General features: G+C 40.8%; 11 protein-coding genes, 1 tRNA gene and 2 riboswitches. Of the genes, 9 read left to right on the top strand and 3 right to left on the bottom strand.

Annotated features, from left to right (window positions below; all coding sequences use genetic code 11):
- The first annotated feature begins 121 nt into the window (after nucleotides 1–121).
- Nucleotides 122–721 (top strand): aminoacyl-tRNA hydrolase, encoded by a 600-nt coding sequence (pth, locus tag NYP67_RS05920; RefSeq protein WP_004130472.1) that lies wholly within the window; start codon nucleotides 122–124, stop codon nucleotides 719–721.
- Entirely contained in the window at nucleotides 711–4,355 is a 3,645-nt protein-coding gene (gene mfd / locus NYP67_RS05915; RefSeq protein ID WP_473411281.1) for a transcription-repair coupling factor, read from the top strand. The genes pth and mfd overlap by 11 nt, the downstream gene beginning before the upstream one ends.
- Nucleotides 4,356–4,434: 79 nt before the next feature.
- Here the strand turns inward: mfd and NYP67_RS05910 are convergent, their stop codons facing one another.
- The 3 genes from NYP67_RS05910 to NYP67_RS05900 all read right to left on the bottom strand — a co-directional run bounded on the left by NYP67_RS05910 (nucleotide 4,435) and on the right by NYP67_RS05900 (nucleotide 7,075).
- Entirely contained in the window at nucleotides 4,435–5,193 is a 759-nt protein-coding gene (locus NYP67_RS05910) for an ABC transporter ATP-binding protein (RefSeq protein WP_415694867.1), read from the bottom strand.
- 67 nt (nucleotides 5,194–5,260) lie between these two features.
- The gene (locus tag NYP67_RS05905; RefSeq protein ID WP_016784910.1) at nucleotides 5,261–6,256 is read right to left on the bottom strand and encodes an ABC transporter substrate-binding protein; all 996 of its coding nucleotides are present in this window, start codon (nucleotides 6,254–6,256) and stop codon (nucleotides 5,261–5,263) included.
- A gap of 30 nt (nucleotides 6,257–6,286) precedes the next feature.
- A complete protein-coding gene (locus tag NYP67_RS05900; RefSeq protein WP_016784911.1) occupies nucleotides 6,287–7,075 on the bottom strand; it encodes an ABC transporter permease in 789 nt (262 codons plus the stop codon).
- Nucleotides 7,076–7,085: 10 nt separating this feature from the next.
- A riboswitch (TPP riboswitch) is annotated at nucleotides 7,086–7,192 on the bottom strand.
- A gap of 147 nt (nucleotides 7,193–7,339) precedes the next feature.
- Between NYP67_RS05900 and eno the strand changes: the two genes are divergently transcribed.
- The 7 genes from eno (at nucleotide 7,340) to NYP67_RS05865 (ending at nucleotide 14,734) form a co-directional block, all read left to right on the top strand.
- Complete coding sequence (eno, locus tag NYP67_RS05895) at nucleotides 7,340–8,635, top strand: phosphopyruvate hydratase (protein ID WP_473411280.1); 1,296 nt, start codon at nucleotides 7,340–7,342, stop codon at nucleotides 8,633–8,635.
- Between the two features lie 210 nt (nucleotides 8,636–8,845).
- The gene (locus tag NYP67_RS05890; protein WP_353938578.1) at nucleotides 8,846–9,760 is read left to right on the top strand and encodes an L-lactate dehydrogenase; all 915 of its coding nucleotides are present in this window, start codon (nucleotides 8,846–8,848) and stop codon (nucleotides 9,758–9,760) included.
- A gap of 159 nt (nucleotides 9,761–9,919) precedes the next feature.
- On the top strand, nucleotides 9,920–10,561 hold the full coding sequence (locus NYP67_RS05885) for an FtsB family cell division protein (protein WP_415696622.1): 642 nt from the start codon (nucleotides 9,920–9,922) through the stop codon (nucleotides 10,559–10,561).
- A gap of 74 nt (nucleotides 10,562–10,635) precedes the next feature.
- The gene (locus NYP67_RS05880) at nucleotides 10,636–12,267 is read left to right on the top strand and encodes a DUF501 domain-containing protein (RefSeq protein WP_415697322.1); all 1,632 of its coding nucleotides are present in this window, start codon (nucleotides 10,636–10,638) and stop codon (nucleotides 12,265–12,267) included.
- 41 nt (nucleotides 12,268–12,308) lie between these two features.
- Nucleotides 12,309–12,392, top strand: a tRNA-Leu gene (locus tag NYP67_RS05875).
- A 230-nt stretch (nucleotides 12,393–12,622) separates the two neighbouring features.
- Nucleotides 12,623–13,792: a branched-chain amino acid aminotransferase gene (locus tag NYP67_RS05870; protein WP_473411279.1), complete on the top strand. Its 1,170-nt coding sequence runs from the start codon at nucleotides 12,623–12,625 to the stop codon at nucleotides 13,790–13,792.
- 186 nt (nucleotides 13,793–13,978) lie between these two features.
- Nucleotides 13,979–14,734 carry a trimeric intracellular cation channel family protein gene (locus NYP67_RS05865; protein ID WP_004130489.1) on the top strand — a complete coding sequence of 252 codons (756 nt, stop codon included), beginning with the start codon at nucleotides 13,979–13,981 and terminating at the stop codon, nucleotides 14,732–14,734.
- A gap of 71 nt (nucleotides 14,735–14,805) precedes the next feature.
- A riboswitch (Lysine riboswitch) is annotated at nucleotides 14,806–14,998 on the top strand.
- Nucleotide 14,999: the final 1 nt, after the last annotated feature.

Genomic DNA, 14,999 nt, shown 5'->3' with positions numbered 1-14,999 from the left:
CAATGACTTGAGTCTTGCTAAAATAAAGTACAGTATATGAGGGCGTATCGGGTAGTTGTATAATCCAACTTCAATCGGTACGCCCGTTTTGTTGTTGAGTTTATAAGATTGGGCGTGAATTATGGCTTCAGATTTTTGGCTTATTGCTGGACTTGGCAATCCTGGATCTAAGTACGAAGGTACTCGTCATAATATGGGATTTATGGTTGCGGATTTGCTTGCTGAGCGATGGTCAATATCTTTTTCTGACCATAAAGGCTTGTCTAAACTTGGCAAGGGAGTTATGAATTTAGACGGTAAGCTTGCAAAGTTCTTCCTTGCTAAGCCGCTTACTTTTATGAACGATTCTGGAGCTGCAATATCTTCTATAAGTTCTTATTATCAAATTGAAACTGACCATATTGTGATTGTTCACGACGATATGGATTTGGATTTTGGGCGCATTAAAGTAAAAGCTGGAGGTTCTGCTGGAGGTCATAACGGTATTCGTTCTATTGATCGCAGTCTTGGAACTCCGCAATATGCGCGCGTAAGAATGGGTGTTGGGCATGCTCAGCGTGGTGCTCATGCTCACGATAATACTGTTAATTGGGTTTTGGGCGGATTTGCTGGTGCGCAAAAATCTGAACTTCCTAATTTTTTGGCAGATGGCGCAGATGCTGTAGAAAGTGTGATTTTCCGCGGGCTTGCAGCCACTCAGGAGCATTTTAATGGCAGATAAGTATGATTCTTTTGCTAACAAAATGCTAGATTCTAAAGATTTTAATATTTCTGATGCTTCTTTTGAAAGCATACTTAAAGATATTTGTAAGAAAAATGATTCGTTTAAGTCTTTAGCTTTGCTTGAAGAAGATTTTTCTAATCCTCTTAATGTGTATTGTCCAAGTGGAGCTAGATCTGCTGTAGCTGCTGCAATGGCTACTAAAAAGCCTGTTGTTTTAGTAGTTCCATCTGGTAGAGATGCTTTAGAATCACTTGAATCAATACGCGATTTTTATAATGGGAACCCTAAAGATATTGCTAATCTTGAAGCTTGGGAAACTCTTCCGCACGAGCGTCTTTCTCCTAGAGCAGATACTGTAGCAAGTAGAATGGCGGTTTTTAGGCGATTAAAGCATCCGCAAAGTGGGGAAGATAGCAAAAGTGGCAAAAGCAGCAAAAGCGGCAAAAGTGCCATGTTTAGCCCAATTCGCGTTCTTGTTATGCCAGTTCGGTCCCTTATTCAGCCAGTTGTTAAGGGTCTTTGCAACGTAGAGCCGCTTGTTTTTGAATGTGGCAATGAGATTTCTATTGAGGTTGCTACAAAGCGACTTGTTGAAAACTCGTATAATCGCGTGGAACTTGTTATGAATCGCGCTGAATTTGCTGTTCGAGGCGGAATTATAGACGTTTTTCCTCCAACAATGGATCATCCTGTGCGTATTGAGTTTTTTGGAGATGAGATTGATGCAATCAAACAATTCCACGCATCTGATCAGCGCACTTATGGGAAGAATATTAATAGTGTTTGGGCTACACCTTGCCGAGAATTGCAACTTACAAAAGATATTCAAAAACGAGCAAGGTCTTTGATTGGTAAGATTCCAAATGCTCAAGATATGCTTGAATCAATCGCAAATGCAATACCTGTAGAGGGTATGGAGTCTTTGATTCCAGCATTAGTTGACAACATGGAACCAGTGGAAAATTTGCTTGATAAAAACGCAATAATTTTGGTTTCCGACTTAGAAAAATGCAAGCGCGCAGCTAACGATTTAGTTAAAACAGCAAACGAGTTTTTGGCTGCAAGTTGGCATGTTGCTGCGTCTGGTAAGGGTGCTGGCGCTCCAATAACATTCGATAAAGCGAGTTTTCTTGATTTTAGCAGCGTTTTAGAAAATCTTGAAAATAACAATCATCAAGTAATTAACTTAAACAGTTTTGCAATGGATTCAACGAGTAAATCGCAAGCAACCGTTGATTCTAAAGAAGAAAACGAAAATAAAGTCGTAAAAAATAACTATTTAGACTTGTGCATTAAATCTCCTCAAGAATTTAGAGGAGATAGTGAGAAGATTTCTAGCGGAATATCTGGTCTTATTTCTAACGGATACAAGGTTTATATTAGCGCTGCTTCAAGTGGAATTTTATCAAGGCTTGCGCGAGCTGTACGCGCAAGTGGCGTATTTGATCTTTTGGCAGTTCAATCGAAAATAGTTGACGGTTTTATAGATACGCAAAGTAAAATCGCAATTCTTAGCGAAAGAGATTTAACAGGAAAGTCTTCTTCTGCAAGTGGTTTTAAGTCGCCAAAGCGTAGAAAAAAAGAAATCGACCTTCTGGACCTTAAGCCAGGAGATTTTGTTGTTCACGAACAGCACGGAATTGGCAAATTTATAGGCATGAGGCAGAGGAATGTAAAAACTTCAAACGGAGAAGCTACGCGCGAATATTTGGAAATTGAGTATGCGCCAAGTAAACGCAACGCTCCTGCGGATAAGCTTTTTATTCCAACAGATCAGCTTGATTTGGTTAGCAAATATATTGGTGCAGAGATTCCAAAGCTAAATAAGCTTGGAGGCGCGGACTGGGCTGCTACAAAAGAAAAAGCGAGAAAAGCTGTTCAAGAAGTTGCGCAAGACTTGATTAAACTTTATTCTGCACGAGCATCTAGCAGCGGATTTGCTTTTAGCGCAGACACTCCATGGCAAAAAGAGCTTGAGGATGATTTTCCATACCAAGAAACTCCAGATCAGCTTACGACTATTGACGAAGTCAAGCAAGATATGCAAAAGCCAATTCCAATGGATAGGCTGATTTGCGGAGACGTTGGTTTTGGCAAAACTGAGATTGCTGTGCGTGCTGCTTTTAAGGCAGTTCAAGACGGCAAGCAAGTGGTTGTTCTAGCGCCAACAACTCTTTTAGTTCAACAACATTACGAAACTTTTACTAATCGCTTTTCTGGATTCCCCGTAACTGTTGCTGCAATGAGTAGATTCCAAAGCGAAAAAGAGGTTAACAATACTATTCAAGGCCTTGAATCAGGAGAAGTTGATGTTGTTATTGGCACGCATAAGCTTTTGAATCCAAACATAAAATTCAAGGATTTAGGTTTGGTGATTATAGACGAAGAACAGCGTTTTGGCGTTGAGCACAAGGAGACTTTGAAAGCTTTGCGTACAAATGTAGACGTTCTTAGTCTTTCGGCAACGCCAATTCCTAGAACACTTGAAATGGCTGTTACTGGTATTCGCGAAATGTCTACTCTTGCTACGCCTCCAGAAGACCGTTTGCCAGTCTTGACTTATGTTGGAGCTTACGAAGACGCGCAAGTGGCAGCTTGCGTTAAGCGAGAGTTGCTTAGAGGTGGCCAAGTATTTTACGTGCACAATCGAGTAGAAGATATTAGTAAAGTTGCGACTAATATTCAAAAACTTGTGCCAGATGCTAGGGTTGCTATTGCGCACGGAAAAATGGGTGAGAAGCAGCTCGACACTATTATTCGTGATTTTTGGCATAGAGATATTGACGTTCTTGTTTGCACTACGATTATTGAAACGGGATTAGATATTTCTAACGCTAATACGCTTATTGTGGATCATGCAGACAGATTCGGCTTAAGCCAGCTTCACCAATTGCGCGGGCGCGTTGGCAGAGGTCGTGAGCGAGCGTATGCATACTTTTTGTACGATCCTACTAAGCCTATGACTCAACAAGCGCATGATCGCCTTGCAACAATCGCTCAATATACTGCTCTTGGATCTGGATTCGATGTTGCTATGAAGGATTTGGAGCTTAGAGGCACTGGAAACTTACTTGGCAATGCGCAAAGTGGCCACATTGAAGGCGTTGGATTTGATTTATACGTGCGAATGGTTTGTGAAGCTGTTGAAAAATACAAAGAGCCAGAGCATAAAGAAACTATTTCCACGTCTATTGATTTGCCTGTTGAAGCTTCTCTTCCAGTTGATTATATTGCTTCCGACAAGCTTCGTTTAGAAGCGTACCGTAAGCTTGCTTCCGCTAACAATAATAAGGATTTACAAGAGTTGCGAGATGAGTTGCTTGATCGTTTTGGCGAGCCACCTGAAGCGTTTAGCATATTGTGCGATGTTGCTCGCTTGCGTTTTAAGGCGCGCGAGCTTGGTATTACACAAATTAGCTCTCAAGGTAAATCGGTTCGTGTTATTGGTTTAGATCCAAAAGAATCATTGTGGATGCGTTTGCAAAGGATTTACCGCGGAATTAAGTATCGTCCGCTTACTCATACGCTTATTATTCCATCGCCTTTTGAATCTTCACTTGGAACTAGCGCAATGAGTGAGCGCGAAATACTCGATTGGGTGCGCCAACTTCTTGAAGATTTAGCTTGGTAAGGTGAATTATTGCGTTGTTTATAAATAAAGGCGGCCGCTATTTTTGCAGTCGCCTTTATTTACATTATTTTCGAGTTGCTTATTGCAAAGCTTCTCTAAGCTCATCTTCTATTTCACTATGATTTACAGGGCGATTTTGAGCGTCAAGATGCTCGCGATCAATGTTCCATTGCTTAGCAATCTTGCCATTTTTTATCATAAGAATGCGGTTAGAAAGTCTTACAGCTTCCGCAATATCATGCGTAACCATAAGTGTAGTCCAGCCATATTTAGCTTGAAGATTATTAAGCAAATCTTGCATATCGAAGCGCGTAAGAGCATCCAAAGCTCCAAAAGGCTCGTCAAGCAACAATAATTCAGGACTTCTAACTAAAGCTCTCGCTAAAGATACGCGCTGCTGCTGGCCTCCAGAAAGCTCAGAAGGCCACTTGTTATCGTAGCCTTCAAGTTGCATTTGGCAAAGCGCTAAATGCGCAATATCCTTAAGATCTTCCTTGCTTCCTTCCATACCGAAAACAACATTTTGCCATACCGGTAACCATGGTATAAGTCGCGCGTCTTGGAATCCTATTGCTTGATGTTGCGTGACTTTTATTGTTCCACAATCTGGTTTTATTAAGTTAGCAATCACTTTAAGAAGTGTTGTTTTTCCGCATCCCGATCTGCCTATAAGTGAGATAAACGTTCCACTTTTAATCGTGCACGTAATGTCTTTCAGTATTTCTTTATTTTCCTGAAAACTAACACGTATGTGCTGAAGATTAACGCACTCACAGTTACTTGAATCGTTAATTTCAATAGAAGATTTTTCTAAATCTTGTGATTTAGTTTGCTCAATCGCATACGAATTCTTTGTTATCACGTTTATCTCACTATGTTAGAAATGTAAAGTGTTTTTGTATTAATCACTTAGTGCAATCAATAGTTGATTTAGTGAAGTCAGGAACGGATTTAATAAATCCGTATCTGACTTCCTGCTCAGCTTGTTTTCTTAACATTTCGCGGCCTTTTTCATCAATTGGAAGAATGTCTGGAACGTAGAACTTTGCGACTTCTTTCAGTGTGCTTTCTGACGCCCCAAATTCCTTATAAGCGTTTGTAATTACGCTAGGATTCTTCTTTGCTTTTTGAGCTTCTTTGACTAATGCGCGATACATTTTCTTAACTAAATCTGGATGCTTTTTAGCAAATGATGCAGAAACCATGTGTATAGAAACGTTTAAGTTTCCATAATCTTTAGCATTAACAATTCGTTTTGATCCTGGAGTTGCTAGAGCTGCTGCTAAATTCTGGTCGAATGTTGCTAATGCATCAACTTGCCCAGTTGTGAATGCTGCGTGGAAGTTCTTTGGGCTCATCTCTACTTCTTGAACTTTAGATGGGTCTAGTCCGGCTTTTTCAAATGAACGGTGAATTACGTAATCTCCAGTTCCACCTTTAGCTATGATTCCAATTTTCTTTCCGTACAAGTCTTTTAGTGTTTTAATACCGCTATTTGGTGCTGCTACTATTCCTTGAGAATCTCCGTTGTAGTATTCAATAGCGAATGCAACCCATGGTTGATTTTTTGAAGCCCAATCAATAAAGCGAGTAGTTCCTGTTGAAGAAGCATCTGCAGCGCCGCTATTGACTGCAGCATATGCGTCTAGAGGAGTGTAAGGTCCTGTAAATTTTACTGTTGACTTGTCAAATTCTTTTTGTGCAAAATCATCATTTTTCAAGGTTGTTAGATAGTTAGCTGTTGAAAGATATGCTACGCGCATAATTCCATTGTTTGAAGTTGAAGATGATTGTTTAGATTGTTTAGTGCTGCCACATGATGCAAGAGCTATCGTTGCGCACAAAGCACATGCAGCTGCTAATGCTCGCTTACTTGTTGTAGATAATGCGAATTTAGCCATTTTATTCTCCTAATTATTTTGCTAATATTCTTAGTTCTGTTTGATTTTAACGATGGATGAACGTCGCTCAGGCATGCAAATTTTTTCTAAAAGTGTTGCAATTCCTTCAGAAAGTAGGCCTGCAATCGCGTATAAAACTATGCATAGTAGCATTTGATCTGGTCTGTAAAATTCTTGTGATCTTGCAAGAACATATCCAATTCCTTTTGAAGCGTTGACTGTTTCACACGTTACCAATGCCACCCAAGACACTGATATTGCAAAGCGTAAAGCAGTCATAAAGTTAGGTAGCGCTCCTCGAAGAAGAATTGTGAAAAATACTGTTTTGCTATTTACTTTGTATGCGCGAGCTAATTCCAAGAGTTTGGGATCAATATTACGAACTCCATCCCTCATATTTACGTAGAACGTTCCAAATACGCCTATAGCAATAAGAGCTATTTTCATAGTCTCACCAATGCCTAATAAAATAATAAGCAAAGGTGCTAGTGCAGTAAAAGGAACAGACCGTAGCATGTGGCCAGGCTTGTTAATAATAATGTCGCCCAGCTTTGTGCTACCAGAAATAACTCCTGCTGGAACTGCAATTATCATTCCTAAACATAATCCTGCAATAACTCTTGTAAAACTAATTCCCAACGAAGGCCAAATTAAACCTTCTGAGTTTAATTCTTGAAAAGCGTTAATTACTTCTGCAGGTGATGGAATGTGCCTAGTCTCTTTAGGCCCAAGTGTAGCTAAAAACCATCCAATAAGTATGACAAGTGTAGAAAGCCATGGCACAAATAAACGTAGTGAAGAAGATGCATTTTTTAGCATGCTCTTACAATGGCTAACCATTCGACATTCCCTTCGATAGTACTAGCTATATCAGGTTCGACGGGTATGATCTCAGCAATTACAATCAAGCAAATAATTGCACCCCGTGCCAGTTTGTTATTATTGTACAAAGGTGTGGACAAATTAACAAAAGCTTGGATTATATAGTCTTGTATGCTTAACGACTTACGTTATTAAATAACGTCCATAAAACGCATTAATCTTAAATATGTTACACAACCAACAGATAAATAAGGAGTAGTTGTGGCAGCTATTGAAAGCGTATATGCACGCGAAATTTTGGATTCTCGTGGAAATCCTACTGTTCAGGTTTATTTGGAGACCGAAGATGGCGCTCAAGGAATTGGTTTAGTTCCTTCTGGTGCTTCAACTGGTGAGGCAGAAGCTTGGGAGCGTCGCGATGGTGACAAGTCCCGCTACCAGGGCAAGGGTACTTTGGAAGCAGTTAAGGCTGTTAACGAAGTAATCGCGCCAAAGGTTATTGGCATGGATGCCTCTGATCAGCGCGCTCTTGATGAAACAATGATCGAGCTTGATGGCACTCCAAACAAGGGCAAGCTTGGCGCAAACGCTATTCTTGGCGTTTCTCTTGCTGCTCTTTATGCTGCTGCTGAGTCTGCTGAGCTTCCTTTGTATCGCTACATTGGCGGTACAAATGGCCACATTCTTCCAGTTCCAAACATGAACATTATGAACGGTGGTGCTCACGCTGATTTTGCAACCGATATTCAGGAATACATGATTTCTCCATACGGTTTTGCTACTTATAGCGACGCTTTGCGCGCTGGCGTTGAGGTTTATCACACCTTAAAGAACGTTTTGAAGAAGGAAGGCTTGGCTACTGGTCTTGGCGACGAAGGTGGCTTCGCTCCAAAGATGAAGTCCAACGAAGATTCTTTGAAGTACATTATGGATGCAATCGAAGCTGCTGGTTACGAGCCAGGCAAGCAGATTGGTATTTCCCTCGACGTTGCTTCTTCTGAGTTCTACAACAAGGAAACTGGCAAGTATCGTTTCGACGGCGAAGAGCGCGAATCCGCTTACATGCTTGATTACTACGAGAAGCTCATCAACGAGTATCCAATCGTTTCCATCGAAGATCCATTCCAGGAAGAAGGCTGGGATGATTGGGCAGAGATTACCAAGCGTCTTGGCGATCGTTTGCAATTCGTTGGTGATGACTTGCTCGTTACTAATCCAAAGCGTTTGGCTAAGGGTATTGAGCTTGGAGCAGCTAACTCCTTGCTTGTAAAGTTGAACCAGATCGGTTCCGTTACCGAGACCCTCGACGCTATTGAGCTTGCAACCAAGAATGGCTTCACTTCTATGGTTTCTCACCGTTCTGGTGAAACCCCAGATACCACCATTTCTGATCTTGCTGTTGCTAAGAACACTGGCCAAATCAAGACTGGTGCTCCTGCTCGCGGCGAGCGTATTGCTAAGTACAACCGCTTGCTTGAGATCGAAGAAGAGCTTGGTTCTACCGCTCAATATGCTGGTTACAGCGCATTCAAGGCTTGCAAGAAGTATATGAAGTAATATGCTAGAGCTTTTATAAGTTCTACGTAAGTCTTGTTTAAGATTTAGACTGTAGCATAATTCGGCCAGTCGCATTCGTGCGATTGGCCGTTTTTCGTATATTTTAGCGATTTTTTGAAAAAATATATAAATTTTTCTAAAATTACTTTTATTCTCTTCAAAATAGTGCTATTTTTTATGGAAAACTAAAAACGGAAGGAGATGTTTCATATGAGAAAAGTTGCTGTTATAGGCATGGGAAACGTTGGTGCAGCAGTAGCGCATCAACTTGTTGTTGGCGGTCACGCTGATGATTTGTATCTTTATGATACTAATGAGGCAAAGGTGAATGCCGACGCATTGGATTTTGAAGATTCAATGGATAATGTGCCTTTTAACGTTAATATTACAGTTAATGATTATGAAGCATTAAAAGACGTAGAGGTAATCGTAAGTGCCTTGGGCCACATAAAGCTTTTGGATGTTCCTCATCCAGATCGTTTTGCAGAGCTTAAGTATAATCGTAAGGAAGTTGCAGAAGTTGGTGCAAAAATTAAGGCTTCTGGATTCCACGGTGTTTTGATTGACATAACTAATCCTTGCGATGCTATTTGTCAGCTTTACAAGGAAGCTACCGGTCTTCCTTACGAAAAGATTATTGGAACTGGCACTTTGCTTGATTCTGCGCGCTTGCATCGTGCAGTAGGCAAGTTCTTTGGCGTGCATCCAAAGGCTGTTAAGGGATATAGCTTAGGAGAGCATGGCGATTCGCAATTCGTTGCGTGGTCTACTGTTAAAGTCTTTGAGCAGCCTATAACAGAGCTTATTAAAGAAAAGAACATTGATTTGGATGCAATTGACGAGGAAACTCGCGAAGGCGGATTTACAGTGTTCTACGGAAAGAAGTACACAAACTACGGTATTGCTGCTGCTGCAGTTCGTTTAGTGGATGCAGTTCTTTCGGATTCTAAAGAGCAAATGCCTGTTTCTAACTATCGCGAAGAATACCATTCTTATCTTTCTTATCCAGCAATTGTTGGTAGAGAAGGAATTGTTAAGCAATGCCAGCTTGATTTGACTCAAGAAGAGTTGCAAAAATTGCAACATTCTGCAGATACGATTTTGAGCAAAGCTCAAATGGAGTAATTTAAAGTCAAAAGTCTAAAGACTAAAGCTAAATAATAAGCTAAATAATAAGCTTAATAATAAAGCTAAGAGTTGATTGCGGTCAGTGGCCTTGTGCTGCTGGCCGCAATCTTATAAGCGCGTGTGCGTCACGTCGAATATTCAAAGTAATTTAGAAGTATGATTTTAAGAAATCGCCGCATGACTGCAAATACAGTTGACGAATCAAATAAGCCTCAAAAAAAGAAGCTGTTTTCTGGTTCAATCGTATTTGTTTCCATGATAGTTGTTGTATTTCTTTGCTGTATTGGTCTTATATCAACAATTCGTAACTATGCTTTAAGTTTGGCAGAATTGCACGCTTTGCAAAGGGATGAGTCTGCTTTGAAAGATAAAAAGCAAGCTCTTAATAACGATGTAGAGCGTTGGAAAGACAAGGCGTATGTTGCAGCTCAAGCAAGGGAAAGATTGGGGTTTATATTTCCAGGGGAGCAGGCTGTTAGAGTAGAGCATCCAGAGGCGATTACGGGTTCTGTTCCAGAATCGTTTAATAAGGATGATTCTTTGTACGAAGATAGAAAAGCGTTGCCGTGGTATAGTGACTTGTTTTACGCGCTTCACAAGGCAGACAAGCCAGACGATATGAGCTTTAAGGCTAAAGAAAATGATGCAAATAGCAAGTCTTCTAAGATTAATACCACTAAGCAAAGTGGCAAACAAAATAATCACTCCAATAGCACAAGCAAGTCTAATAAATCCAAAAGTAATAATGAAAAGTCAACAAACAAAAAACATAGTAATAATGGCAATAAAACTAGATAGAATTAAAACTAGATAGAATTTAACAATAAGAGTTATATACGATTTTAAGATGCGCAATGCATATGGAGTTGAACATGAGCCTAAACGCAAAGTTATTAGTGAGTTCGCTACTAGAGAATCCTGCAAATAAAGCAGACAAAAACATTGTAAAGCGTCAATTAGGAAGATTTCCAAGGGGCATGGTTGCAGTCGGCGCTAGATGTGTTTGCGGTAGGCCACTTGCTGTTATTACGCGTCCATGCTTAGAAGACGGAACGCCTTTTCCTACAACATGCTATTTAACGAGCCCAGAGGCAGTTAAAGCTGCTTCACACCTAGAAGCACAAGGCTTTATGAAGGAATGCAACGATTTGTTAAATTCTAACGAAGAAGTTGCTAAAAAATACGAATATGCTCATAAAGCGTATTTAGAGTTTCGCAAAGAGTTAGCTAATCGATTAAACGATAGCGAAGAGCATATTAAAAACATGAGCGCAGGCGGAATGCCAGTTCGCGTTAAATGCTTGCATGCTTTGCTAGCTCAAAGTCTTGTTATGGGCAAGGGCGTAAATCCTATTGGAGATATTGTTCTAGAGAAAATCGCAAGTGAGTTTAGTCCAAAAGTTTGCAAATGCACTACTCCTTGGGGAGATAATGACTATGCTCAAAATGAAGATGAAGAATCGCTCAATCTTGGTTGCAAAAAAGTTAATCGAGAAGGCGTATCTAACAAGTCTGTTTGCGTAGCTGCAATCGATTGTGGAACTAATTCGATTCGCCTAAAAATTGCTAGAGTTGATGAAAATGGCATGAAAGATGTTGTTCCTAGAATGCTTAGGGTTGTGCGATTGGGGCAAGGAATTGACGAAACGCATATGTTTGCGCCCGATGCATTAGAGCGTGTAAAAGAAGCTGCTAAAGAGTTTGCAAAGGTTCTTGGCGAGCATAAGGTGGATGCTATTCGTTTTGTTGCAACTTCTGCAACAAGGGATGCTCTAAACAGAGATGTGTTTGAACAAATGATGTTTGAAGAGCTGGGTGTGCATCCAGAGGTGATTAGTGGAACTGAAGAAGCTGCTTTGAGTTTTTTGGGAGCAACAAGCGTTGTTTCTAGAAAAGACTTGCAAGCGCCTTATCTTGTTATTGATTTAGGTGGCGGTTCCACAGAGCTTGTTTTAGGTGGAGATGGCGTAAATATTGCTGAAGATAAGGTTGATTCGGCATATTCTATGAACATTGGTTCTGTGCGCATGACTGAGCGTCATTTGCATACGGACCCGCCTACCGAAGAAGAGATATCTTGTGCAATTAAAGATATTGACAAGAATATAGACGAAGCGTTAAAGCATGTTAAGGCTGGTAAAGCTCGCACGATTATTGGTGTTTCTGGTACTGTTACAACTATGGCGGCTCTTGCGATTGGCTTAAAGCATTATGATCATAAGGCTGTTGATGGAGTAAAAATCGCGTTAGATCAGGCATATACGGTTAACGATAGGTTCTTGCATATGTCTAGGGAGAGGCGCCGCACGTATGCAACGATTCATCCTGGAAGAGTTGATGTTGTTGGCGGAGGTGCAGTTGTGTTAAGTCGCGTTCTTGAGCGTCTTGCTAAAGAGGCTTATCAAGATCATGGCGGCGTTTTGGAAACTTTTGTTGCAAGTGAGCACGGTTTGTTAGACGGAATCACTCTAGATTTGGGCCGTAGAGCACTCGCCACACGCTGAGTTGTTTTTAATTGTTTTATATGGCATAATTAATGACTGTTGCCTCCGTGGCGGAATTGGCATACGCATCAGACTTAAAATCTGACGCCCTTACGGGCTTGTGGGTTCGAGTCCCACCAGAGGCACAAATCTTACGCTGCGAATTTAATTTTTTCGCGTATTATGTTAATTCTTTGTTGCAAATCGTAAATCTTTAGGCTAAATGCTTGCTTTTCTATAAAAAATATTTGTATTCGGGCTTGCGTTAATTGAGAATCGTACTAATCTATACCATTAATTGCATTAAAAGCAATTGCAATGCATTAATTATAAAGCAATCACAAATACAGTAATTGCAAATAGGAAAAGAGACATAATGGCCGATTTAGAAGTCGCTCCAGAGTTTAAGGATGCCTACGATTCTTATGATCATAGCGATCCTGCTCTGTTAAACAAATTAGCTGGCAACTTTACCGTTTTGCCTAACGACAATCCAGTTTCTAGTGCTAAGCGCAACGAGCTTATTGATAAGCCAGCATTTGGTCAGATTTTCTCCGACAATATGGTTCATATGTCTTGGACCAAGGGAGAAGGCTGGTCCGATAGGCGTGTTGAGCCTTACGGTCCGTTGAAAATGGATCCAGGCGCATCCGTGCTTCACTATGCTCAAGAATGCTTTGAAGGCTTAAAGGCTTATAAGCGTTCCGATGGCTCTATTTGGCTTTTTCGCCCAGATATTAATGCTGCGCGATTCCAAAATTCTGCTAAGCGTTTGTATTTGCCAGATCTTTCTATTGACGATTTTATTGGGTCGGTTGCAGCTTTAGTTAAGCGAGATAAAGATTGGGTTCCAAGCAGGCGCGAATATACGCTTTATATGCGACCATTTATGTTTGCTTCCGAGCCTTTCCTTGGTGTTCGCGAAGCTCACGAGGTTGAGTATTGCGTAATTGCTTCTCCATCTGGCCCATACTTTAAGGGCGGCTTAAAGCCTGTTAGCATTTGGGTAGAAGATCAATGGTTCCGTACTGGTCCTGGTGGAACTGGTTTTGCTAAGTGCGGCGGAAATTATGCTGCTTCTTTGCTTGGCGAATATAAGGGTATTGAGCACGGATGCGAGCAGGTTTGCTTTGTGGATGCTGCAACTAAGACTTATTTGGAAGAGCTTGGCGGCATGAACATGTTTGCGCTCCACAAGGATGGTCATTTGGAAACTCCATCTTTGACTGGTAGCATTCTTCCAGGCGTTACTCGCCGTTCTATTATTCAACTTGCAAAAGAGAAGGGTCATGATGTTGTTGAAACCATGATTCCTCTTAAAGGCTTGCTTGACGACATTCGTTCTGGCGAAGTTACGGAAGTTCTTGCTTGCGGAACTGCTGCAATCATTACACCAATCGGCAGATTTAAGTCGGATGAATTCGATCTTAAGGTTGCAGACGGCGGTGTTGGTGCTCTTACGCAAGAGCTTCGCGATGAGCTTCTTGGCATTCAGCTTGGAGATGTTGAAGACACTCACAACTGGATGTGGAATGTGTGCGACTAGTTAAGAATTAAAATCGTTCAAAATTAGTCGTAAAAAACGTTAGTATATTTTATTTAGCGCGTCATTGTATGTTTATAACATTTTATGTTTATAACAAGTGGCGCGCTAATTGTATGCTTGGTTAGATATAGGTTAATTGTTAGTTAGATTTTGTTTTGAGTGTTTAGCGCATGGAAAGGAAGTATTGTGGAAGGGGCATTAGGGGACAACGTTTTCTTCCTTGTTGTTGAATACATAGCTGCGGGTTGTTGTGGAATGGTTGGCGGAATGTGGGCTATTCGCAAGAACTACGATATTTTTGCAATAATCACAACGTCTTGGCTTACAGCATTGGGTGGTGGAATTGTTAGAGACGTTTTACTTGGCGCTTTGCCTCCTGTAGGAATTTCGGATAGGGGATTTGTTTTTACTGGACTGGCTTCTGGTGTTATTGTTGCTTTTGCTCATCTAGAAATTGATGAGTGGAAGTGGCTTATGTTAACTCTGGACGCTTTAGCATTGGGCCTTTTTGCTGTAAATGGCACTGCTAAGGGTCTTGATTTTCACATGTCTGGAATGGCGTCTGTGTTTTTGGGCATGGCCACGGCGCTTGGTGGTGGATTAATTCGAGATATGGTTTTGAATCAAGTTCCTGTAATTGTTCGAGATAAGCATTGGTATGCGCTTCCTGCTGCAGTTGGGTGTGTTTTAACGGTATTTGTTGTAAAAGCACAACGTGCAGGATGTTTTGACGTTATTACAGAGATGATTTTAGATACTCTTATTGTTGTGCTAGTAGTCGCTATGCGATTAATGTCTGTAAAGTTTGATTTAACGCTTTTTGGTGCAATGAATCGCAAATCGCCAATAAAAATAAATAAATATCGCAGACATAATGCATATAGTCGTAAAATTTCCGATAAAGCCATAAAAAATACAGAAAAAAATAATCAAAATAACTAGAAAATTTAGTCTAATCTGAATAAATATCGGTTAGTGTCTAGAGTTTGTCTTTGCCTATCTTAATAATAAAACACATCGACCAGAGGTCGCGCTCAACAAGAGTAGCAATCATTAGCCAGAAAGAGGCGTTAAGTGATTTGCAAAAGGGGAGAGCGCCGAAGTTTGTAGGTTATTCTTTTCTAGCTTACAAGCTGGGACTTGGCTCAATAGGCCAAGGACTGTCGCAGCAATTTTGGCAATTTGCTGCGGAGTGCTATCGACATGC

The organism is Gardnerella sp. c23Ub_4, assembly GCF_055804115.1.
The sequence above is the reverse complement of the archived record's forward strand: the minus strand, read 5'-3'. Positions and strand labels throughout refer to the sequence as shown.